Genomic DNA, 23466 nt, shown 5'->3' with positions numbered 1-23466 from the left:
ACCGCTCGCCCGTTGATCGCGCCCCCGTCTCCGCACACCGTGCGGCAGGTGTCGTCCGGCGCGCAAGGACCCCGAGCGGTCGTGTCGCCGAAAGCTACATCTCTACTGTTGGTGTGCCAGACGGTCGTCCACTGTGGAACATCTGGGGGAAGGGACAGCGGATGGTTGAGGACAGCGTCCCGACGACACCGGACTCCCGTGGGCCGGCCGCGGGGAGCCCCGTGCTGCCGGACGCGCGGCCGGCCAGCCAGCGGGAGCTGACTGCGGCGATCGCCGACGCGGCCCGGCTGGCCTGCGTGCTCACCGACCTGCTGAGCACGCTGCGTGAGCCGACCAAACGCCTGGCCGGGGCCGGCGCGGCCGCCTCGCTGGAGGTGGCCCGGCGGCGGTCCGAGGAGGCGCTGATGGAGTTGGAGATCGCCCTCGGCGACGTGCGCGCGGCCGGTGGCCGTACGATACAGCCGAACGGGTGAGCACACTGGCGCCTCGGTCTCACCGGGGTGAGTGTTGATCCTTGATCTGGCCGCCGCTCAGGGTTGCGTGGTGACTAAGGTTGGCAGGCATGAGTCCAGCGTCGTGTCCCGACTGCGACGGGCCGTCGGCCCGGCCGCTGCGTGTGCTCGCCGTGGACGACGAGCTGCCGGTCCTGGAGGAGATCGTCTACCTGCTCGGGGCCGACCCGCGGGTGGGCACGGCCGAGGGCGCGCAGGACTCCACTGAGGCGCTGCGGCTGCTGCACCGCGCCGCCGACGCGGACCGACCGGTCGACGCCGTGTTCCTGGACATCAAGATGCCCGGCCTGAACGGCATGGAGCTGGCCCGGGTGCTGACCCGGTTCGCCAGCCCGCCGGCGCTGGTGTTCGTCACCGCCGACGACCAGTCCGCGGTGGAGGCCTTCGAGCTGAAGGCCCTCGACTACGTGCTCAAGCCGATCCGCCCGCAGCGGCTGTCCGAGGCCCTGCACCGGGTGGCGCACAAGGTGCTCGCCAGCTCGGTGCACGTCCCGGCGCAGCAGGCCGCCGAGTCGCCGGCGGTCACCCCGGACGACGTGATCCCGGTCGAGCTGGGCGGGGTGACGCGGTTCCTACGGCTGTCCGACGTGCGCTACGCCGAGGCGCAGGGCGACTACGCGCGCCTGCACACCGCCAGCGGCAGCTACCTGGTCCGCACGCCGCTGACCGGGCTCGAAGAACGCTGGCGCGACGCCGGGTTCGTGCGCATCCACCGCAGCCACCTCATTTCCCTGGCCCACGTCGAGGAGCTGCGGCTGGACGGCGGGCAGATGTCGGTGAAGATCGGCGGCGCGACGCTCACCGTGAGCCGCCGGCACACCCCGCAGCTGCGGGACCTGCTGGTCAAGCGGGCCCGGCCGCACGCGGTGCGGGCGGGCAAATGAACGCCGAGCGGCCCCGGCGGGTGGTCGTCACCAGCCCGTGGACCCGGGCCGGGCGGCGGTCCCGGTCCTACCCGATCGTGCGGGAGATCGACGAGCAGTCCGAGGTCGGGGCCCTGTACATGCGGTCCCTGATGCGGACCCAGCTGCGGCTCGGCCTGCTGGTGGTGCTGCTGGTGTGCGGGCCGCTGGCCGCGCTGCCGGTGCTGTTCACCCTGCTGCCGCCGGCCAAGACGGTGCTGGTGCTGGGCCTGCCGCTGCCGTGGCTGGTGCTGGGGTTCGCGGTGTACCCGGTGGTGGTGCTGGTCGGCTGCTACTACGTGTGGCGGGTGGAGCGGACCGAGCGGGAGTTCGCCGACCTCGTCGAGCAGTCCTGACCGGTGAGCAGCACCTACTCCGCCGTCTTCGTGGCGCTGGTGCTCGTGGCCGCCGTGCTGATCGGCGGCTACGGCCTGCGGATCTCCCGCACCACCTCGGATTTCTACGTCGCGTCGCGAACGGTGTCGCCGTGGTGGAACGCCTCGGCGATCGGCGGCGAGTACCTGTCCGCCGCCTCGTTCCTCGGCGTCGCCGGGCTGATCTTCGCGTACGGGCCGGACATGCTCTGGTACCCGATCGGATACACCGTCGGCTATCTCGTGCTGCTGGCCCTGGTCGCGGCCCCGCTGCGGCGGTCGGGGGCGTACACGGTGCCGGACTTCGCCGAGGCGCGGCTGGAGTCGCGGCGGGTGCGGCGGATGGCCAGCGTGCTGTCGGTCGGCATCGGCTGGCTGTACCTGGTGCCGCAGCTGCAAGGCGCGGGCCTGACCCTGACCACCGTGACCGGTGCGCCGGGCTGGCTCGGCGCGCTGCTGGTGGCGGCCGTGGTGGCGGTGAACGTGATGGCCGGCGGGATGCGGAGCATCACGTTCGTGCAGGCCGTGCAGTACTGGCTGAAGCTCACTGCGCTGGCCGTGCCGGTGATCTTCCTGGTGCTGGCCTGGCGGGACGCCGGCACACCGACGCTGGACGGGGCCAAGCCGGCGGTGTTCACCAGCGACACCAACGTCACCGTGCAGGCCACTGTGGACGTTGAGGTCCAGACGCCGACGACGGTGTTCGTCAACGGTGTCGTGGATGGGCGGTCGCATGCTGGCAACCAGGTGTCGATGGGGCCCGGACAACACCGGATCAACGCCGGCGCGGTGCTGGACTTCCCGGCCAATTCCCTGGTGCCGCAAGTGAAGGGCATCCCTGCCGACACCAACGCGGCCTGGGCGCAGCCGCTGGGCGGGGAGGGGCACGGCGACCCGTTCTACGTCACGTACTCGCTGATCATCGCGACGTTCCTCGGCACCATGGGCCTGCCGCACGTCGTGGTTCGCTTCTACACCAACCCGAACGGCCGCCAGGCCCGGCGGACCACGGTCGTCGTGCTGGCGCTGCTGGGGGCCTTCTACCTCTTCCCGCCGGCCTACGCGGCGCTGGGCCGGCTGTACACACCGGAGTTGCTGCTGACCGGGCAGACCGACGCGGTCGTGTTGGTGCTGCCGTCCAAACTGGTCGGCGGCACCCTGGGGGAGCTGCTGGGCGCCCTGGTCGCCGGTGGCGCGTTCGCGGCGTTCCTGTCCACGTCGTCCGGGCTGACGCTGTCGGTCGCCGGTGTGCTGTCGCAGGATGTGTTGCTGCTGCGGGGACTTCGCGGGTTCCGGGTGGCCGCGTTCTTCGCGGCCATGGTGCCGTTCGGGGCGGCCATGCTGGTGTCCAGCATGTCACTGGCCGACGTCGTGGGCATGGCCTTCGCTGTCGCCGCCTCGTCGTTCTGTCCGTTGCTGCTGCTGGGGATCTGGTGGCGGCGGCTCACCCCGGTCGGTGCGATGGCGGGAATGCTGGCCGGCGGGGGACTGGCGTTGCTGGCCGGACTGGTCACCTTGCTGGTCCCGCCGGGCGCCGGGCTCGTCTACGATCTGCTCAGCCGGCCGGCGGCGTGGAGCGTGCCGCTGGGCTTCGCCGTCATGATCATCGGGTCGCTCCTGACTCCTCGGACTGTGCCGGCGTCGGTGAACCGGACCATGGTGCGGCTGCACGCCCCCGAAGCGCTCGGGCTGGCTGATGAGGAGACGCCGTGACAACCGCGGTGCTGGCCGTGCTGCTGTGTGTGATGACCCTGGCCGTGGTGGCTCTGCTGTGGCGCCTGCGGAGTCTCTACCGTGAGTCCGGCAATGCCGCCGACCGGGCCACCTATGCCACCCTGCACACCGCCTGGTCGGCCGCCCCGCCGCTGCGGGCCGGGCTGGCGCCTGAGGCGGCGCGCCGCTCCGCGCCGCATCTTCGGGCCCTTCTGGACACTCCGGCACTGGCTTTGACCGACGGGGAAAGGATTCTGGCCTGGGACGGCGTCGGCTCGCAACACTCGGCCCGGGCCCTGGAGATCGTCGGTCCCGCCTTCGCCAACGGTCGCTCCCATGTCACCCGCGTCGAATGCGACGACCTTGACTGCCCGCTGCGGTACGCCGTCATGGTTCCGTTGCATGTGGACGGTCGGGTCGCCGGCGTGCTCATGGCCTACGCCATCGACGCTTCCGCCGGACTTGTCCGCGCTGCCAACGAAGTCGCCCGCTGGGCCGCCGGTCAGCTGGAGCTGGCCGAGCTCGACCGGTCCAAGCAGCGTCTTATCGAGGCCGAGGTGCGGGCCCTGCGCGCGCAGATCTCCCCGCACTTCATCTTCAACTCCCTCACCGCCATCGCCTCCTACGTGCGAACCAATCCCGAGCGGGCCCGCACCCTGCTGCTCGACTTCGCCGAGTTCACCCGGTACTCCTTCCGACGGCACGGCGAGTACACCACGCTGGCCGAGGAGCTCAGGTCCATCGACCAGTATCTGTCCCTGGAGCGGGCCCGCTTCGGCGACCGGCTCCAGGTCACCCTCCAGATCGCCCCCGAGGTGCTGCCCGTCGCCGTGCCCTTCCTGTGCATGCAGCCGCTGGTGGAGAACGCCGTCCGGCACGGCATGGAGGGCAAGGTCGGTCCCGGCCGCATCACCATCCACGCCGCGGACGCCGGGGCCGAGGCCCACATCAGCATCGAGGACGACGGCATCGGCATGGACCCCGAGCGCCTGCGCCGCACCCTCGCCGGCGAGCCCGACGCCCAGACCGGCATCGCCCTCGGCAACATCGACGAACGCCTCCGGCAGGTCTACGGCGACGAGTACGGCCTGGTGGTGGAGACGGCCGTCGGCGCCGGCACCAAGATCCATCTCCGGCTGCCCAAGTACCGCCCCGGCGTCCACGCCGACTGATCCCCGCGAGTCCCGCTCTCCGGCACACCGAATGCAGGAATCAGACAGTCGCCGGTCCGCCGCCGCGGATCGCCTCAGGCCGCCAGGTGCCGGCTGCCCTCCGCCGGCGGACTCGCCGAGGCCAGGGCGTTTTCACCAGATGGTGTGAGGATCGCCGGCAGCCAGGCCCCCTTGGCTCCCACGCCGGCCGTGGCGACCAGTCCCGCGTGCACCAGCTCCCGGGCCATCGCCTGGTCACAGCAGGCCAGTCCGTCGACGCGGAAGTCCGGCTCGCGGCTGGCCGTCAGCTCCGCGCGCCCGGCCCGCACGGCGCGGAGCATCGCCAGCGCCCGGTGGGAAAGTGGAGTGGTCATCGGTGGACTCCTTCCCGGTTGAGTGCCCAGTACACGGCCACCGCGCGTCGCCGGTTCATGCCCTGGTGCGAAGGTGCACGGGTGCTGCCCGGGGCCCAAACCCGCCGGTTCGCGTCGAGGTCCGCTGGTCCAGCCGTCCCAGTGCCCAGCGCTCGTAGTGGCCCTGCCGGCCCCGCTGACTCCAGCGAGCCGCGGCCTCGGCAGATCCGCTCGTCTCCAGAGCGCCATCGACCCAGTTCAACCGAGTTCTGTGCCGCCTTCGCGCGGTCCGTTCCGTCCCGGCGCGTGCGGTTGCTTATCACCGTTCACCTTCTCAGCCGTTCACTCGATCGATTGAACCGCGGCGAATCGGAACCGGAGCGGGCGGAACCGAACCCGTTCGCCGAAGCGAATTGTTGCGGCGTGAAGTAACGGCCGTCGTTATCGGAATGAGTTGTTCGTGATTGACGCGTGGCACCCCCGTCACAAATAGGCCCGTGAATGCGATGTGGGTCACTGTGGCGGGACGTTTCGTGACTTGGTGCACGTGCATACTTCCTACCGAGGAGTAGGAAATGTAGGATTAACCCGATGTCAAGTTGGCTGACCTTGAACTAGCTGCCCAAATGCGTCGCGGCGTGTGACTGTGATCCTGACCGGGGTAACCCAATAGGGGGAGTGTCCGAAGGTGGGCCGGTCCGGACTCTGCTGGGGGTCTGTCTCGGGTGTGTCAAACCGCACTGATGGAGCAATCCGTCACGGGTGAGTGAAGTTCGGTCATTCCGATGGAGTTCCCACGTGCGTGTTACGGCCCTCGAACTGAACTGTCGGGGATACTCCGTTCGGCGGTAGAATTCGATGGATTCGTTGGGCACCGTTGCCTACGGATCTCGACGGTTGTGGTGGCCCCGACTGTCGAGCTCATCGATCGCGGTCCGGTGACGACGGGACCCGGTTGTCCTTTTCGTGGCACGTTGGCGACGGGAAATCGCCACTGCGGTGACGTGCGCGAACGGACCCGGGCAGACCGTCGGCGCACGGCTGTGAATTGACCTCACCCTGCGGGCAGGCGCGCGCTCGAAAAGCGCCTACCCACCCGTCAGGACGTGACCAGTGCCGTCACCGGCTCTGGCGATGCCCCGTGCCCGAAAGGTGTCCTGTTCGATGTCGGTCCCACCGGAGTGGAACGCCACTGACCGGCCCGTGCCCGCGCGCACCCTGGCCCAACTGGTCGAGGGTCAGGTCGAGCGCACCCCGGACGCGCCCGCCCTGCTCGGCGCGGACGGCACGGTGACCTTCGCCGAGCTGGACGCGCGCGCGAACCGGCTCGCCCACCTGCTGGCCGGCCGGGGCGCGGGACCGGAGCGGATCGTGGCGCTGGCCCTGCCCCGCTCCGCGGACCTGGTCACGGCCCAGGTGGCGGTGGCCAAGACCGGGGCGGCCTTCCTGCCGGTGGATCCGGACTACCCGAAAGAGCGAATTTCGCTCATGTTCGGCGACGCCGATCCGGTGCTGGTTGTCACCCGGCGCGCACTGGCCGACCGGCTGCCCGCCGGCACTGTGCCCATGATCACCATGGACACAGCCGGCCTGCTCGACCAACATCCGGTCAGGTCGCTAGCTCGTCCACAGTGCACTGACCACCCGGCGTACGTGATCTTCACGTCCGGGTCGACCGGCCGGCCCAAGGGCGTCGTGGTCACGCACGCCGGCCTGGCCAGCTTCGCCGCCGCGGAGATGGACCGCTACGAGGTCCGCCCCGGCGACCGCGTGCTGCAGTTCTCCTCGCCCAGCTTCGACGCCTCCATCCTGGAACTCTGCATGTCGCTGCCGGCCGGCGCGGCGCTGGTGGTGCCGCCGCCGGGCGCGCTGCTCGGCGACCGGCTGGCCGAAGTCCTCGCCGGCGGGCGGGTCACCCACGCGCTGATCCCGCCGGTGGCGTTGGCCACGGTGCCCGACACCAAGCTGCCCGACTTCCGCACGTTGATCGTCGGCGGCGACGCCTGCCCTGCCGACCTGGTCCGCCGCTGGGCCCCGGGCCGCCGCATGATCAACTCGTACGGCCCGACCGAGTCGACGGTGGTCGCCACCTGGAGCGATCCCTTGGCGCCGGGCGGCATCCCGCCCATCGGCCGGCCGATCTGGAACACCCGCGCCCACGTCCTCGATGACGGGCTGCGCCCGGTCGGCGTCGGCGTCACCGGCGAGCTGTACGTCGAGGGCATCGGCCTGGCCCGCGGCTACCTGCACCGCCCGGGCCTGACCGCGTCCCGGTTCGTGGCCAGCCCGTTCACGCCCGGCACCCGGATGTACCGCACCGGCGATCTGGTCCGCTGGACCGCCGCCGGCGTGCTGGAGTTCGTCGGTCGCGTCGACCACCAGGTCAAGATCCGCGGCTTCCGGGTGGAGCTCGGCGAGATCGAGGCGGCGCTGCGGACTCACCCGGACGTCCGGGACGCCGTGGTGATCGCCCGTGAGGACCGGCCCGGTGTGAAGCGACTGGTGGGCTACGTCGTGAGCCGCACCGAAGCCGACCTCCGAGAGCTCCTGGCCCGGACGCTGCCGGACTACATGGTGCCGGCGGCGATCATCGGGCTCGACCGGTTCCCGCTGGGCCCCAACGGGAAGCTGGATCGCAAGGCGCTGCCCGAGCCGGACTGGTCGACCGCGCGCCGCACCGAGTACGTGGCCCCGCGCACTGAGGCCGAGCAGGTGCTGGCCGAGCTGTGGGGGGACCTGCTCGGCATGCCGGACGTCGGCGTGCAGGACGATTTCTTCGAGCTGGGCGGCGACTCGATCCTCGGCGCGAAGCTGCTGGCCCGCATCCGCACCAGCTTCGATGTCGACCTCTCGCCGCGGATCGTGTTCGACGCCCGCACGGTCGCCGGCATCGCCGAGCTGCTGCCACCGCAGGCCCGGGCGGCCGGGGACCGGATCCGTCGCCGGCCGCGGACCGGGCCGACGCCGATCTCTCCGGCGCAGCGGCGACTGTGGCTGATGAACGACCTGACCGCCGGCGACACCGAGTACAACTCCGCCATCGGTCTCCGGCTGCGCGGTCCGCTCGACCAGAAAGCCCTGCAACAGGCGCTGAACACCTTGGTCCAGCGGCACGAGTCGCTGCGCACGACGTTCGACACCGTCGACGGCGAGGTCGTGCAGGTGATCGCCGACGGCGGATCCCTGCCCCTGCACCGGATCGACGACGTCGAGGCCGAACTGGACCGGCCGTTTGACCTGAGCCGGGGCCCACTGACCCGGGTCGGCCTGGTCGAGCTGGCCGAAGACGATCACGTGCTGGTCTTGTGCCAGCACCACATCGTCACCGACGGCTGGTCCGTCGCCCTGTTGCTGGACGAGCTGATCACCGGCTACACCAGTGGCGAGCTCCCGACGCCGGCCATCCAGTACGCGGACTTCGCGCTGTGGCAACAGGAACGCCTGACCGGGCGGCTGCGGGAGCGGCAGCTGGCCTACTGGCGGCGCAAGTTGGCCGGCCTGGCCCCGCTGGAGCTGCCGACCGACCGGCCCCGGCCGCAGGTCCGCACCACCAACGGCGCGATCCGCCGCTACGACCTGCCGGCGGAGCTGGTGCGTCGGCTGGCCGACCTCGGCCAGGAGCACGGCGCCACCCTGTTCATGACGCTGACGGCGGCGGTCCAGCTGCTGTTAGCCCGACACAGCAACCAGCAGGACGTCGCCGTCGGCACGGTCGTCTCCGGGCGTGACCACGCCGAGCTGGAGCGGGTCACCGGCTTCTTCGTGAACACGCTGGTGCTGCGCTCCTGGGTGGAGCCGGCCCAGAGCTTCCCCGATTTCCTCGCTGACGCCAGGGAAACGGTGCTGGAGGCGTTCTCCTACGCCGACCTGCCGTTCGACCAGGTGGTGGCCGATCTCCAGCCGGCGCGCGACCCGAGCCGGACCCCGTTGGCGCAGGCCCTGATCATCCTGCAGAACGAGATGGCGCCGCGGCACACGGCGGCTGAGCTGAGCGTCGGCGAGTACGACCTGCCGCGGCCGCGGGCCCGGTTCGACCTGGTCTTCGAATTCGTGCCGCGTGCCGGCGGGCTGGTCGCGGCCCTGGAGTACAACACTGATCTCTTTGACGCCAGCACCATCGACCGCATCGCCGGTCACCTGCGGGTGCTGCTGGACGGGATCGCCGCGGACCCGGATCGCACGGTCGGCGAGCTGCCACTGCTGACCGACGGCGAGCGCCGGCAGGTGCTGGTGGAGTGGCAGGGCCCGGTGATCGACGCGCCGGCGACGACGCTGCCGGCCCTGTTCGAGCGGCAGGCAGCGGCGACGCCGGATGCGGTCGCGGTCGTGTGCGAGGGTCGCGCGCTGACCTACCGTGAGCTGAACGAACGGGCGAACCGTCTGGCCCGCAGGCTGATCACGCAGGGAGCCGGCCCCGAGCGGCTGGTGGCGATCTCCATGCCCCGGTCCGAGCAGATGATCGTCGCGGTGCTGGGTGTGCTCAAGTCCGGGGCGGCCTACCTGCCGGTGGACCCGAACTACCCGGCCGAGCGCCGCGAGCTGATGATCGCCGACGCGCGGCCGGCCGTCGTGCTGACCGAGATCGGCGACGTTCCCGAGCAGGCTGACAACCTCGGTGACATCGGCCTGATCCCGGCGCATCCCGCGTACGTGATCTACACGTCCGGCTCGACCGGGCGGCCCAAGGGTGTTGTCGTCACGCACGGCAGTGCCGTCGAGCTGATGGCCTGGGCGGCCAAGGACTTCGGCATCGCCGGACTGTCCACCGTGGTCGCGTCGACCTCGCTCAACTTCGACGTCTCGGTGTTCGAGATCCTCTGCCCGCTGATGCTCGGCGGCTGCATCGAGGTCGTCCGGGACGTGCTGTCCCTCGGCGAACGCACGGGCACCGACTGGACGGCTAGCCTGGTCAGCGGTGTGCCGTCGGCCTTCGCGCAGCTGCTGGCCCAGAGTGCGGTGTCGGTGACGCCGGAGCACGTGGTGCTGGCCGGCGAGGCCCTGACGGCCAAGGCCGTGCGGGACGTGCGAAATGCCCTGCCCGGCGCGAGGATCGCCAACATCTATGGCCCGACCGAGGCCACCGTCTACGCCACGGCCTGGTACGACGACTCCACTGACCGGAACCCACCGATCGGCCGGCCCATCGCCAACACCACGGCGTACGTGCTGGACCCGGCGTTCCGCCCGGTGCCGCCGGGCGTGACCGGTCAGCTCTGCTTGGGCGGCACCGGCTTGGCCCGCGGCTACCTCAACCGCGGCGGCCTGACCGCGGACCGGTTCGTCGCTGATCCGTTCGGGCCGGCCGGCAGCCGGATGTACCTCACCGGCGACCTGGTGCGCTGGACCGCCGAAGGCGAGCTGGAGTACCTGGGCCGGCTCGACCACCAGGTCAAGATCCGCGGCTTCCGGATCGAGCTCGGCGAGATCGAGAACGCCTTGCGGGGCAACGACGGCGTCGCCGACGCGGTGGTGGTCGTCCGCGAGGACGAGGGCCACAAGCGGCTCGTGGGTTACGTCGTCGGCGACGGCCAGGCCGACCTCCGGGCGCACCTGGCAAAGTCGCTGCCGGAGTACATGGTGCCGGCCGGCTTCGTCTGGCTGGACCGATTCCCGTTGAACCCCAACGGGAAGCTCGACCGCGCTGCGCTGCCCGCGCCGGACTGGGAGGCGCACGGCACCGACTACGTCGCGCCGCGCACCGACACCGAGCGCGTGCTGGCCGAGATCTGGGCCGAGGTGCTGGGTGTCGCGCGGATCGGCGTGCTGGACAACTTCTTCGAGCTGGGCGGCGACTCGATCCTCAGCATCCGGGTCGTGGCCAGGGCGGCCCAGGCCGGGCTGGCCGTGTCGTCCCGGGACATCTTCCTCAACCAGACCATCGCCGCGCTGGCGACCACAGTGGTCGCGGGGGAGCGGATCGAGCGTGGCCCGGCGACCGGGGAAGTGCCGCTGACCCCTGTCCAGCGGTGGTTCCTCGACACGGAACCGGCCCGGCCCGGGCACTTCACGCAGAGCGTGGTGGCCCGGTTCGAGGAGCCGATCGACCCCGATCGGCTCGCCACCGCGGTGCAGAAGCTGGTGGCGCACCACGACATGCTCCGCGCCCGGTTCACCGACCGGCAGGACATTCCCGCCGCCGAGCCGGTCACGGTGCTCGGCGAGCCCGATCCGGTGTTCGACCTGACGACGGGTCCGCTGATCCGGGCGGCGATCACCAATGCGAACCGGGTGACGCTGTACGTGCACCACCTGGTGGTGGACGGTGTGTCGTGGCGGATCCTGCTCGACGACCTGAAGACCGCCTACCAGGGCTGCGATCTTCCGCCGCGCACCACGTCGTTCCAGGAGTGGGCCCACCGCATCGAAAGTCACGTGTTCGCCGACGAGCGTCACTGGCGGGCGATCGAGGACGCGCCGGTCCCGGTGGACGCCGAAGGCGTGGACACCGTGGCTGACACGCGATCGGTCAGCGTGCGGCTCGACGCCGAGCAGACCCGGGCGTTGCTCCAGGATGTTCCCGGGGTGTATCGCACCCAGGTCAATGACGTTCTGCTGGCCGCGTTGGGCCGAGTGCTGTCGCGGTGGACCGGCAGCCGGCGGGTTGTCGTCGACCTGGAGGGGCACGGCCGCGAGGACCTGTTCGACGGCGTGGACGTGTCGCGCACGGTCGGCTGGTTCACCTCGATCTTCCCGGTGTCGCTGGAGATCGGCGGCGACTGGGCGGTAGACCTCAAGGCGGTCAAGGAACAACTGCGGTCGGTGCCGAACAAGGGCGTTTCCTATGGGGCGCTGCGCTATCTGGCCGGGAGTGTGCCGGCGATCGAGCCTGCTGTCAGCTTCAACTACCTCGGCCAGTTCGACGGGGTCAGTGAGATGGCCCTGTCCGAGGACCCGGCCGCGCCGCGCCGGCACCTGCTGGATGTGGTGGGTCGTGTCGAGAACGGCTGTCTGGAGTTCACCTGGTTCCACGGCGTCCGGCATGCGCAGGCCACGGTCGAAGGCCTGGCCGCGGAGATGCGCCAGGCATTGCTGGAGATCATCGACCACTGTGGACAGCCAGGCGTTGGCGGCCGGACGCCGTCGGACTTCCCGCTCGCCGGTCTTGATCAGTCCACCGTGGACAATCTGGTCGGCGATGGTCGCAGCGTCGAGGACATCTATCCCCTGACGCCCACGCAGGCCGGCATGGTGTTCCACCGGCTGGCCGAGCACGGTCAGGGCGCCTACTTCCAGCAGGTCAGCTTCACCGTCGACGCCGGCCCCGACGAGTTGGCGACGGCCTGGCAGGCCGTGGTGGACCGGATGCCGGTGCTGCGCAGCGAGATCGTGTGGGAGGGCGTCGACCGGCCGATGCAGGTGGTGCGACGCGGCGTCGCGCTGCCGATCCGCCGCTACGGAGGCGACTTCGACGTCCTGCTGGCCGAAGACCGGGCCGCCGGGCTCGACCTGTCTCAGGCGCCGCTCATGCGTGTCGCGCTGGTGGCGCAGGGCATCGGGACCCGGGTGCTGTGGACGTTCCACCACCTGCTGCTGGACGGCTGGAGCCTGTTTCAGGTGCTCTCGGACGTCATGGCGACCGTGCGTGGCGGTGAGCTGCCGCTCAGGCGGCCGTTCCGGGACTACGTGGCCTGGCTGTCCGAACAGGACACCTCGGCGGCCGAGGAGTTCTGGCGGGACCTGTCGTGCGACCGGACGCCGCTGCCGTTCGACCGGCAGCCCTCGGGGGTCACAGAGTCGACGGCTAGCCTGCGTGTCGACTTCCCGGCCGACGAACTGCGGGAAATGGCCCAGCGCAACGGCTTGACCGTCAACACCGTTGTGCAGGGGGCTTGGGCACTGCTGTTGGCCCGGCACGGCGGGCAGCGGCAGGTGTGCTTCGGCAGCACGGTTTCCGGCCGCCCGGCCGATCTGCCCGGCGCCGACGGGATCACCGGCATCTTCATCGCCACGCTGCCGTCCGTCGTGGACGTGGACGAGAACCAGCCGCTCGTGCCCTGGCTGCGGCAGATCCAGGACGAGCAGGCGCAGGCCCGGCGGTTCGACTACGCGCCGCCGACCGGCACGCTGTTCGACAGCATCCTGGTGTTCGAGAACTACCCGGTGGACACCGGTCTCGGTATTCGGGAGCTGCGCGGCGTCGAGACGACGAACTACCCGCTCGCGGTCGTCGCCTACCCTGGGGAGCGGCTGACACTGGCCTTCGGCTACGACCCGGGGCTGTTCGACGAGTCGACGATCGCTGGCCTGGCCGACCGCCTGCGGAGGTTGATCGAGGAGATCGCCGCCGACGCCGACCGGCCGCTGTCGGCCCTGCCGATGCTCACCGAGGCCGACCGAACCCTGTTGCTCCACGAGTACAACAACACCGAGCACCCGCTGCCGGAGTTGAGCGTGGTCGACCTGTTCGCCGCCCAGGTGCGCCGCCGGCCCTCAGCGCTGGCAGTCGACGACCTGACCTATGCTGAGCTGGACCGCTGGTCGAACCGCCTGGCCCACCGGCTGATCGAGCTCGGGGTCGAGCCGGACCAGCCGGTCGCGCTGCTGGTGGAGCGGTCGCCGGAGCTGGTCGTCGCCGAGTTGGCGGTGCTCAAGGCCGGCGGCGCGTACCTGCCGCTGGATGCCCGGGCCCCGCAGGACCGGCTCCGCCTGCTGGCCGCTGACGCCTCGGTCGTGATCACCGATGAGAAGTGGCGATCGGTCGCCGACTCGGTCCACAGCGGACCGATCGCGACGGTCAGCGAGGGCACCGACGACACGTCGCCGGACCGCCTGGTGCATCCGGCGAATCTGGCCTACGTGATGTTCACGTCCGGGTCGACCGGCGTGCCCAAGGGCGTCGCCGTCACGCACCGGGACATCGTCGGTCTGGCTGCCGACCGATCGTTCCGCCAAGGGCACAGGACCGTGCTGCTGCACTCGCCGCAGGCCTTCGACGCCAGCACCTACGAGGTCTGGGTGCCGCTCCTCAACGGTGGCCGGGTGATCGTCGCGCCGGCCGGTGCAGTCGATGCCTTGGTGATCCGCTGGGCGATCGGCCAAGGCGTCACGGGAATGTGGCTCACAGCCGGCCTGTTCCGGTTGATCGCCCAGGAAGACCCGGACTGCTTCGCGGGCCTGGCCGAGGTGTGGACCGGCGGCGATGTGGTGCCGGCCGACGCCGTGCGGCGGGTGATCGCCACCGGTGCGTCCGTTGTGGACGGTTATGGTCCGACGGAGACGACCACTTTCGCTTCCCGGCACAAGATGTCCGGCCCGGTCCCGGACTCGGTGCCGATCGGGTCGCCGCTGGACAACATGCGCCTGCACGTGCTGGACGCCGACCTGCGGCTGTTGCCGCCGGGCGTGGTCGGTGAGCTGTTCATCGGTGGCGTCGGCGTGGCCCGCGGCTACCACGGCCAGCCGGGTCTGACTGCGTCCCGGTTCGTGGCCGATCCCTTCGGCGCCGGCGGGCGGCTCTACCGCACCGGTGACCTGGTTCGCTGGCGTGACGGCGTGCTGGAGTTCGTCGGCCGGGTTGACGACCAGGTCAAGATCCGTGGCTTCCGGATCGAGTTGGGGGAGATCGAGTCAGCGCTGGCGGCGCATCCGGCCGTCGAGCAGGCGGTGGTGTCGGTGCGCACCGACGACGGCCGCAAGCGTCTCGTCGGCTATGTCGTCGGCGAAACCGTTGGCCTGCGTGAACACCTGTCCGAGCGGCTGCCGGACTACATGGTGCCGGCGGTGATCGTCCAGCTGGACGCCCTGCCGCTCAACGCCACCGGCAAGGTCGACCGTAAGGCGCTGCCCGCCGCGGAGATCACCGGGGGACATGTCGAACCCAGCACCGACGCCGAGCGGACCCTGGCCAAGATATGGGCCGAGGTGCTGCGCCTGGGCCGCGTCGGCGTCGAGGACAACTTCTTCGAGCTGGGCGGCGATTCGATCGTCAGCATCCAGGTCGTGTCCCGCGCCCGGCAGGCCGGCCTGAACCTGATGCCGGGCGACCTGTTCACACGGCCGACCATCGCCACCCTGGCCGCGGCCGCCGGCACCGCCACCACCGTGACGGCCAGCCAGGGCGCGGTGACCGGCGACGCGCCCCTCACCCCGGTGCAGCACTGGTTCCTCGACGGCGAACCGGTGCACGCCGAGCACTTCACCCAGTCCATGCTGCTCGACGTCCCCGGTGACGCCGAGGCCTTGGACCGCGCTCTGAACGTCCTGCTGGCGCATCACGACGCATTGCGCACCACCTTTGGCGTGCAGCAGACGACTCGCCCGGTCCAGACCACGCGGATCCTCGACGGCCGACCGTTCGACCTGGCCGACGGCCCGCTGCTCCGGGCCTCGATGGTCGACGGGAAGCTGCTGATCGAGGCCCACCACCTGGTCGTCGACACCGTGTCGTGGCGGATCCTCGCCGAGGACCTGTGCTCGGCGCTGCGGGGCGAGCCGCTGCCGGCCAAGACGACGTCCTTCCAGGAATGGTCCCGAAGGCTGGCCGAGTTCGCTGCCGCTGGAGGCTTCGACGACGAGCTGCCGCACTGGGAGTCGTTGCGCGGCAACGGCAAGCTGCCCACGGATGCGGAGGGCGTGAACACCCAGGGCTCGGTCCGGACGGTCACCGTCGGCCTCGACGCCGAGCACACCCGGGCGCTGCTCCAGGACGTGCCGGGCGTCTACCGCACCCAGGTCAACGACGTGCTGCTCAGCGCGCTCGGCCAGACCCTTGGCGGATGGACGAAGAGCGACCGGGTGCTGGTGGACCTCGAAGGTCACGGCCGTGAGCAGCTGTTCGACGACGTGGACCTGTCCCGCACGGTCGGCTGGTTCACCTCGATCTTCCCGGTCTCGTTGGAGACCACCGGTGACTGGAACGAAACACTCAAGTCGGTCAAGGAGAACCTGCGAGCAGTGCCGCGGCGCGGCGTCGGCTACGGCGCGCTGCGCTATCTCACCGGGGCCGCGCCGGCCGTCGACCCGGAGATCAGCTTCAACTACCTGGGGCAGTTCACCGGCGACGGATCGATCGGCGGCACCGCCGACCCGGGCCAGCGCCGGCCGCACCTGCTGGACGTGATCGCGCTGGTGCAGCATGACCGGCTGGAGCTGACCTGGCACTACTCGGACCAGGTGCACACCGAGGGGACGGTCCGCGACCTCGCCGAGGGCATGCTCAACGCCCTCAAGGACATCGTCCGACACTGCGCCCGACCGGGCGTCGGCGGCCGCACGCCGTCGGACTTCCCGCTCGCCCGGCTGACGCAGTCCGATGTGGACGGGCTGGTCGGCGACGGTCGGGGCGTGGCGGACATCTACCCGCTGACCCCGCTTCAGGCCGGCATGATCTTCCACAGCCTGGTCGACGGCTCCTCGGGCGCCTACTTCAACCAGGTCCAGCTGCGCCTGACCGGCATCGACGACCCCGCCGCGTTCGCCCAGGCCTGGCAGCGGGTTGTGGACCGGACGCCGGTGCTGCGCAGCCGGATCGTATGGGACGGCCTGGCCGAGCCGGTGCAGGTCGTGCAACGGGACGTGACGCTGCCGGTCACCATCCTCGACTGGACCGCGGGCGACCTCGACGCCAAGTTGCGGGAACTGCTGGACAACGACCGGGCCAACGACCTGGATCTGGCTGCCGCGCCGCTGATGCGGGTGACGCTGGCCGAGCTGGCCGCCGGCGAGGTGGTGCTGGTATGGACGTTCCACCACGTGCTGCTCGACGGCTGGAGCTGTGCGCAGCTGGTGCAAGAAGTGTGCGAGGACTACAAGGCGGTCGGTTCGCTCAAACGCCGGACGCCGTTCGCCGAGTACCTGCGCTGGCTGTCCACACAGGACATTGACCAGGCCGAGGCGTTCTGGCGTGAGGCGCTGGAAGGGGTCGAAGGCCCGACGGCGTTGCCGTTCGACCGGCAGCCGGTGGAATCGCACCGGGCCCAGTCGTGCGCGACCGTCCGCGTCGACTACGCGGCCGCGCCGCTGAAGGAACTGGCGCATCGCCTTGGCCTGACCGTGAACACGATCGTGCAGGCCGCATGGGGTCTGCTGTTGGCCCGCCGCAGTGGCGGCAACGACGTCGTTTTCGGCACCACCGTGTCGGGCCGGCCGGCCGATCTGCCCGGCGTGGAGTCCATGGTCGGCATGGTGATCAACACGCTGCCGAGCCGGATCCGGCTGGCCGACGGCGAGTCGGTCGCCGACTGGCTGCGTGACGTGCAGCGCGAGCTGTCCCAGGCGCGGCAGTACGACTTCGTGTCGCTGGCCCAGCTCCAGGGCTGGGTCGGCGCGACCCTGTTCGACAGCCTGCTGGTGTTCGAGAACTACCCGTTCGACGAGGAAGCCATTGCCGCGCACGGCATCGGCATGCACGGCATGGGCGAGGTCCAGCCGACCAACTACCCGCTCAGCGTTGTCGTGCAGCCCGGTGAGCGGCTGGCCGTCAGCTTCGACTACGACCCGACGCTGTTCGACGAGCCGACCATCCGCGGCTTGGCCGACCAGCTCGACCTCGTGCTCACGGCGATCACGAGCAGCCCCGAGCGGCCGGTTCGGGGTCTGGATCTGCTGACCGACGCCGAGCGCCGGCTGGTGTTGCACGAGTGGAACGCCACCGCCACCGCGCCGAGCTTCGACACCGTCCTGACGGCCTTCGCCCGTCAGGACCCCGATGCCCCGGCGGTCGACGATCTCACCTACGCCGAACTCGACGCCAAGGCGAATCGCCTGGCCAACCGGCTGATCAAGCTCGGGGTGCGCGTCGAGGACCGGGTCGGACTCCGCATGGAGCGATCGGTCGACCTGGTGATCGCCGAGCTGGCCGTGCTCAAGGCCGGCGCCGCCTACGTGCCGCTCGACCTGCGGGCACCGGCCCAGCGGCAGCAGGCTGTGCTGGATCAGGCCGGCGCGCGGATCGTCCTGGAGGACGTCGACTCGGACGAGCCGGCCACCGAGCCGGGAATCCGCGTCAGCCGGACGAATCTGGCCTACGTGATGTTCACGTCCGGCTCGACCGGCCTGCCCAAGGGCGTCGCCGTGACGCACGCCGACATTGTCGAACTGGCCCGGGATCGCTCCTTCGCCGCCGGACACGGCACGACGCTGCTCCATTCGCCGCAGGCCTTCGACGCCGTCACCTACGAGACGTGGGTGCCGCTGCTGAACGGTGGTCGGGTGATCGTTGCGCCGCCGGGTGACGTCGATGCCTCGGTGATCCGCTGGGCGATCGGCCAGGGCGTGACCGGGATGTGGCTGACCGCCGGCCTGTTCCGATTGATGGCCCAGGAGGATCCGGGCTGCTTCAAGGGGCTGAGTGAGGTCTGGACCGGTGGTGACGTGGTGCCGGCCGACGCCGTGCGGCGGGTGATCGCCACCGGCGTGTCCGTTGTGGACGGTTACGGCCCGACGGAGACCACGACGTTCGCGTCTCGGCACAAGATGCGGGGCTTGGTACCGGACACTGTGCCGATCGGGTCGCCGCTGGACAACATGCGCCTGTACGTCCTCGACGGCGACCTGCGGCTGGTGCCGCCGGGAACCGTTGGCGAGCTGTTCATCGGCGGCGCCGGAGTGGCCCGCGGCTACATCGGCCGGCCTGGCCTGACGGCAGCGCGCTTCGTCGCTGATCCGTTCGGCCGTGGCGATCGGCTCTACCGCACCGGTGACCTGGTTCGCTGGCGTGACGGTGTGGTCGAGTTCGTGGGCCGGGCCGATGACCAGGTCAAGATCCGTGGCTTCCGGATCGAGTTGGGGGAGATCGAAGCGGCGCTGGCGGCGCATCCAGCCGTCGAACAGGCGGTGGTGTCGGTCCGTACCGACGACGGCCGCAAGCGTCTCATCGGCTACGTCGTCGGTGAGGTCGACGACCTGCGCGAACACTTGTCCGAGCGGCTGCCGGACTACATGGTGCCGGCGGCGATCGTGCACCTGGACGAACTCCCCCTCAGCCGCAACGGAAAAGTCGACCGCGCCGCGCTGCCAGCCCCCGAACTGGCGGCCAGCACCGGTTACCAGCCGCCGCGCACGGACAACGAGCGGATCCTCGCCGGCATCTGGACCGACATCCTTGGTGCCGAGCGGATCGGCGTGGAGGACAACTTCTTCGAGCTCGGCGGCGACTCCATCCTCAGCATCCAGGTGGTGTCGCGGTCCCGGGCCGCCGGCCTCAACCTCACCCCGCGAGACCTGTTCGCGCACCCGACCATCGCCGCGCTGGCGGCCAATGCCACGGCCGCGGTGCAGATCATCGCCGAACAGGGCCCGGTCAGCGGCGAGGTCCCGCTCACCCCGATCCAGCGCTGGTACCTCGACGGCAACCCGGTCGACCCGGCGTCGTTCACCCAGTCCATGCGTATCGAATGGCCGCAGGATTTCGATGTCCCGGCGCTGCGGGCCGCACTGTCCACGGTGGTCTCCCATCACGACGCCCTGCGCATGCGGTTCCACCGGATCGACGGGAAGTGGTGGCAGCACAACGCACCCGACGAGCCGGCGGGCATCCTCGACGCGGAGATCGACCTCGCCAACGGCCCGGTGATCACCGCGCGGCTGGTCGAGCCGAACGTGCTGGTGCTGACCGCCCACCACCTCGTGATCGACGGTGTCTCCTGGCGCGTCCTGGTCGAGGACCTGGAGGCGGCCTACCACAGAAAGGCGTTGGCCCCCAAGACCACCTCGTTCCGGGAGTGGGCGCAGCGACTGGAGAAGCACGACTTCGGCGCGGAGATCCCGTACTGGACGGGCCTGACCGCCGACCCGACACTGCCCACCGATGGCAACGGCCCCAACACCTTCGCCACCACGACCACCGTGACGGTCGGCCTGGACGCCATTCAGACCAAGGCATTGCTCCAGGACGTGCCGGGCGTGTACCGGACGCAGGTCGACGACGTGCTGCTGGCCGCCCTCGGTCGGGTCCTGGCCGACTGGACCGGGCGCGACCGGGTGCTGGTGGATCTCGAAGGTCACGGCCGCGAGCAACTGTTCGACGACGTCGACCTGTCCCGCACGGTCGGCTGGTTCACCTCGATGTACCCGGTCGAGCTGACCGTCGGCCAGGACTGGGCCGAAACCCTGAAGGCGGTCAAGGAACAGCTGCGGGCGGTGCCGAACAAGGGTGTCGCCGGCCTGGTCCACGCCACCGCCGAACCGCGGATCAGCTTCAACTACCTCGGCCAGTTCACCGACGCCGGCACGCTCGACTCGTCGATCGGCCCCGACGAGCGCCGTCCGCACCAGCTCGACGTCGTCGGCCTCGTCCAGGGCGGCAAGCTCGAACTGACCTGGCAGTACTCCACGGAGCTGCACCGCGAGTCCACCGTGCGCAGGCTCGCCGGCAACCTCGTCGCCGCGCTGCACGAGATCATCCGGCACTGCGCCGACCCGGGGACCGGCGGTCGCACGCCGTCCGACTTCCCGCTCGCCGGCCTCGCCCAGCACCAGGTCGACCGGATCGCCGGCAACGGGCGGGACATCGAGGACATCTACCCGCTGACGCCGATGCAGGCCGGCATGGTGTTCCACGGACTGTCCCAACAGGACCGTGGCCTCTACTTCGAGCAGATCGCCTTCGTGCTCGAGGATTGCCCGGACCTGCCGCGGCTGACCGAGGCGTGGCAACGGGTCGCGGACCGCACCCCGGTGCTGCGCAGCCGGATGGTGTGGGACGGCGTGCCGGAGCCGGTGCAGGTCGTCGACCGGCACGCGAAGGTGCCGATCGCCATCTACGACTGGCAGGGCCTCGACCGCGAGGCGATGTTGGCCGATCTCCTGGCCGACGACCGCGACCAGGGCTTCAACCTCGCCACCGGGCCGCTGCTGAGGATCACCCTCGCCCGGCTGTCGGCGAGCGAGGTCCAGCTGGTCTGGTCCTTCCACCACGTGCTGCTCGACGGCTGGTCCGTCTTCCAGGTGCTGTCCGACGTGCTCGCCGTCGCCGCCGGCGGCGAACTCCCGGCGCGGCGTCCGTTCGCCGACTACGTGTCGTGGATGCGAAGCCAGGACCTTGCCGCGGCTGACCACTACTGGCGGGAAACCCTCGACGGTGTCGAGGGACCGACGCCGCTGCCGTTCGACCGGACGCCGACCACCAGCCACGACACCGCATCCACCGAGTGGGTGTCGGCGCGGCTGGATGCGCGGGCGGCCGGCCGGGTGCACGAGTTCGCCCGCCGACGCCGGCTGACCGTGAACGCGGTCGTGCAGGGCGCGTGGGCGTTGCTGCTGTCCCGCTACAGCGGGCAGGGCGACATCTGCTTCGGGGCGACCGTCTCCGGCCGGCCGGCCGATCTGCCCGGCGCGGACGACATCGCCGGCATCTTCATCAACACCCTGCCGGTCCGGGCCGAGGTCGACTCGCGGATGTCCGTTGTGGACTGGCTGCTGGAGATGCAGCAGGCGCAGGCCGAATCGCGGCGCTTCGAGTACGTTCCGCTGTCCCGCCTGCAATCCCTGGCCGGTGTGCCGACGTTGTTCGACAGCGCCGTGGTGTTCGAGAACTACCCGGTCGGCACGCAGCGGGGCATTCGCGACCTGGACGCCACGGAAGCGACGAACTACGCGCTGACCGTCGTCGGCGTGCCGGGGGAGACCCTCACCCTCGGCATCGGCTACGACCCCGAGCTGTTCGACGAGAACACCGTGCGACGCATGGTCGGCCACCTCGTCCAGGTCGTGGAAGCCATGTGCGACAACCCGATCCTCGGTGACATTGACGTGCTCACCGCTGCCGAGCGGGAACACCTGCTGACCGGCGTGAACGCGACCGACCGGGTGGTGGCGCCGGCCACGCTGCCCGAGCTGGTCGAGGCCCAGGCGGCCAGCACCCCGGATGCCATCGCGGTGCTGGCCGACACCACGCTGACGTTCGCGGAGCTTGACCAGCGGGCGAACCGGCTGGCGCGCCGACTGATCGCCGCCGGGGCCGGGCCGGAGAAGATCGTCGCGCTGGTCCTGCCGCGTTCGCTGGAGATCATCGTGGCCCAGCTGGCGGTGCTCAAGGCCGGCGCCGCATACCTGCCGGTCGACCCGTCCTACCCGGCGGAGCGCATCGCGTTCATGCTGGACGACGCCAAACCGGTGCTGGTGATCACCATGCCGGACAGTGATGTGCGCAGTGACATCGTGATGGACGGATCCGAACAGTCCCTTTCGGACGAACCGGTCACGCGGGCGGTGTCGCCGACCAGCCCGGCGTACGTGATCTACACCTCCGGCTCCACCGGCCGTCCCAAGGGCGTTGTCGTCAGCCACGCCGGCCTGGCCAGCTTCTCCGCCGCCGAGATCGAGCACTTCGACGTGCAGCCGGGCGACCGTGTGCTCCAGTTCGCCTCGCCCAGCTTTGACGCCTCGGTGCTGGAGCTGTGCATGTCGCTGCCGGCCGGCGCGGCCCTGGTCGTGCCGCCGCCGGGACCGCTGCTGGGCGAACACCTCGGCGCGGTGTTCAGCGGTCGGGAGATCACGCACGCGCTGGTCCCGCCGGTCGCGATGGCGACCGTGCCGGACATTCAGCTGCCGAAGCTGCGCACGCTGATCCTCGGCGGCGACGCCTGCACACCGGATCTCGTGGCCCGTTGGGCCCCAGGGCGGCGGCTGATCAACGCGTACGGGCCGACCGAGTCCACAGTGGTCGCGACCTGGAGCGATCCGCTCGAACCGGGGGGCACGCCGCCGATCGGCCGGCCGATCCGCAACACCAGGACCTACGTGTTGGACGACGAGCTGCGGCCGGTTCCCGTTGGCGTGCCGGGGGAGTTGTACGTCGCCGGCATCGGCCTGGCCCGCGGCTACCTCGACCGGCCGGGCCTCACCGCCTCGCGGTTCGTGGCCAATCCGTTCGAGCCCGGCGCCCGCATGTACCGCACCGGCGACCTGGTCCGCTGGAACGCCGCCGACGAGCTGGAGTTCCTGGGCCGCGCCGACAACCAGGTCAAGATCCGCGGCTTCCGGGTCGAACCCGGGGAGATCGAAGCGGCACTGACTGCCCGCCCGGACGTCAAGGCGGCCGCGGTGATCGCCGAGGACCAGCGGCTCATCGCCTACGTCGTCGGCGAGACCGACGGCCTGCGGGAACACCTCGCCGGCCGGCTGCCGGCCCACATGGTGCCGTCGGTCTTCGTGTCACTGGCCGAGTTGCCGTTGACCCCCAACGGAAAGCTCGATCGCCGGGCGTTGCCGGCCCCGACCCAGGAGCCGGTGAGCTCCGAATACGTGGAGCCGGAGACCGAGACCGAGGCGGTGCTGGCCGGCATCTGGGCCGAGGCCCTGAGCCTGGACCGGGTCGGCGCCACCGACAACTTCTACGACCTGGGCGGCGACTCCGTGCGCAGCCTGCACATCACCTCGATGGTCCGCACCGCGTTCGACGTCGAGCTGACGCCGCGTGACGTGCTGGCCAGCGGGACCGTGACCGCCCTCGCCGAGCTGATCGAGGAGCGGGTCCTGCTCGAACTGGAACGCGTCGCTTTCGGCGACGACGAGAACTGAAA

At 70.6% G+C, this 23466-nt stretch carries 7 protein-coding genes; 6 read left to right on the top strand and 1 reads right to left on the bottom strand.

Annotation, left to right across the window (positions count from 1 at the left end; genetic code table 11):
- Positions 1-161: 161 nt before the first annotated feature.
- The 5 genes from JJ691_RS14135 to JJ691_RS14115 all read left to right on the top strand — a co-directional run bounded on the left by JJ691_RS14135 (position 162) and on the right by JJ691_RS14115 (position 4673).
- On the top strand, positions 162-473 hold the full coding sequence (locus tag JJ691_RS14135) for a hypothetical protein (RefSeq protein WP_211769232.1): 312 nt from the start codon (positions 162-164) through the stop codon (positions 471-473).
- A gap of 89 nt (positions 474-562) precedes the next feature.
- A complete protein-coding gene (locus JJ691_RS14130; RefSeq protein WP_211769231.1) occupies positions 563-1396 on the top strand; it encodes a LytR/AlgR family response regulator transcription factor in 834 nt (277 codons plus the stop codon).
- On the top strand, positions 1393-1770 hold the full coding sequence (locus JJ691_RS14125; protein WP_211769230.1) for a hypothetical protein: 378 nt from the start codon (positions 1393-1395) through the stop codon (positions 1768-1770). The genes JJ691_RS14130 and JJ691_RS14125 overlap by 4 nt, the downstream gene beginning before the upstream one ends.
- 3 nt (positions 1771-1773) lie before the next feature.
- Positions 1774-3501, top strand: coding sequence for a sodium/solute symporter (locus JJ691_RS14120; protein WP_211769229.1), 1728 nt, complete (start codon positions 1774-1776; stop codon positions 3499-3501).
- The gene (locus tag JJ691_RS14115) at positions 3498-4673 is read left to right on the top strand and encodes a sensor histidine kinase (RefSeq protein WP_249227909.1); all 1176 of its coding nucleotides are present in this window, start codon (positions 3498-3500) and stop codon (positions 4671-4673) included. The genes JJ691_RS14120 and JJ691_RS14115 overlap by 4 nt, the downstream gene beginning before the upstream one ends.
- A 74-nt stretch (positions 4674-4747) precedes the next feature.
- On the opposite strand, the gene JJ691_RS14110 is transcribed toward JJ691_RS14115, so the two are convergent.
- Positions 4748-5026 (bottom strand): hypothetical protein, encoded by a 279-nt coding sequence (locus JJ691_RS14110; protein ID WP_211769228.1) that lies wholly within the window; start codon positions 5024-5026, stop codon positions 4748-4750.
- A 1143-nt stretch (positions 5027-6169) separates the two neighbouring features.
- Here JJ691_RS14110 and JJ691_RS14105 point away from each other — a divergent pair.
- Entirely contained in the window at positions 6170-23464 is a 17295-nt protein-coding gene (locus JJ691_RS14105; RefSeq protein ID WP_211769227.1) for a non-ribosomal peptide synthetase, read from the top strand.
- Positions 23465-23466 lie beyond the last annotated feature (2 nt).

The organism is Kutzneria sp. CA-103260, from assembly GCF_018263855.1.
Lineage (GTDB): Bacteria > Actinomycetota > Actinomycetes > Mycobacteriales > Pseudonocardiaceae > Kutzneria.
This window is presented reverse-complemented; position numbering and strand designations above follow the sequence as displayed.

What these genes read in the sequence shown, in the direction of transcription:
- JJ691_RS14135 (WP_211769232.1), top strand. Translation starts at nt 162, where the DNA reads ATGGTTGAGGACAGCGTCCCGACGACACCGGACTCCCGTGGGCCGGCC.
- JJ691_RS14130 (WP_211769231.1), top strand. Translation starts at nt 563, where the DNA reads ATGAGTCCAGCGTCGTGTCCCGACTGCGACGGGCCGTCGGCCCGGCCG.
- JJ691_RS14125 (WP_211769230.1), top strand. Translation starts at nt 1,393, where the DNA reads ATGAACGCCGAGCGGCCCCGGCGGGTGGTCGTCACCAGCCCGTGGACC.
- JJ691_RS14110 (WP_211769228.1), bottom strand. Translation starts at nt 5,026, where the DNA reads ATGACCACTCCACTTTCCCACCGGGCGCTGGCGATGCTCCGCGCCGTG.
- JJ691_RS14105 (WP_211769227.1), top strand. Translation starts at nt 6,170, where the DNA reads ATGTCGGTCCCACCGGAGTGGAACGCCACTGACCGGCCCGTGCCCGCG.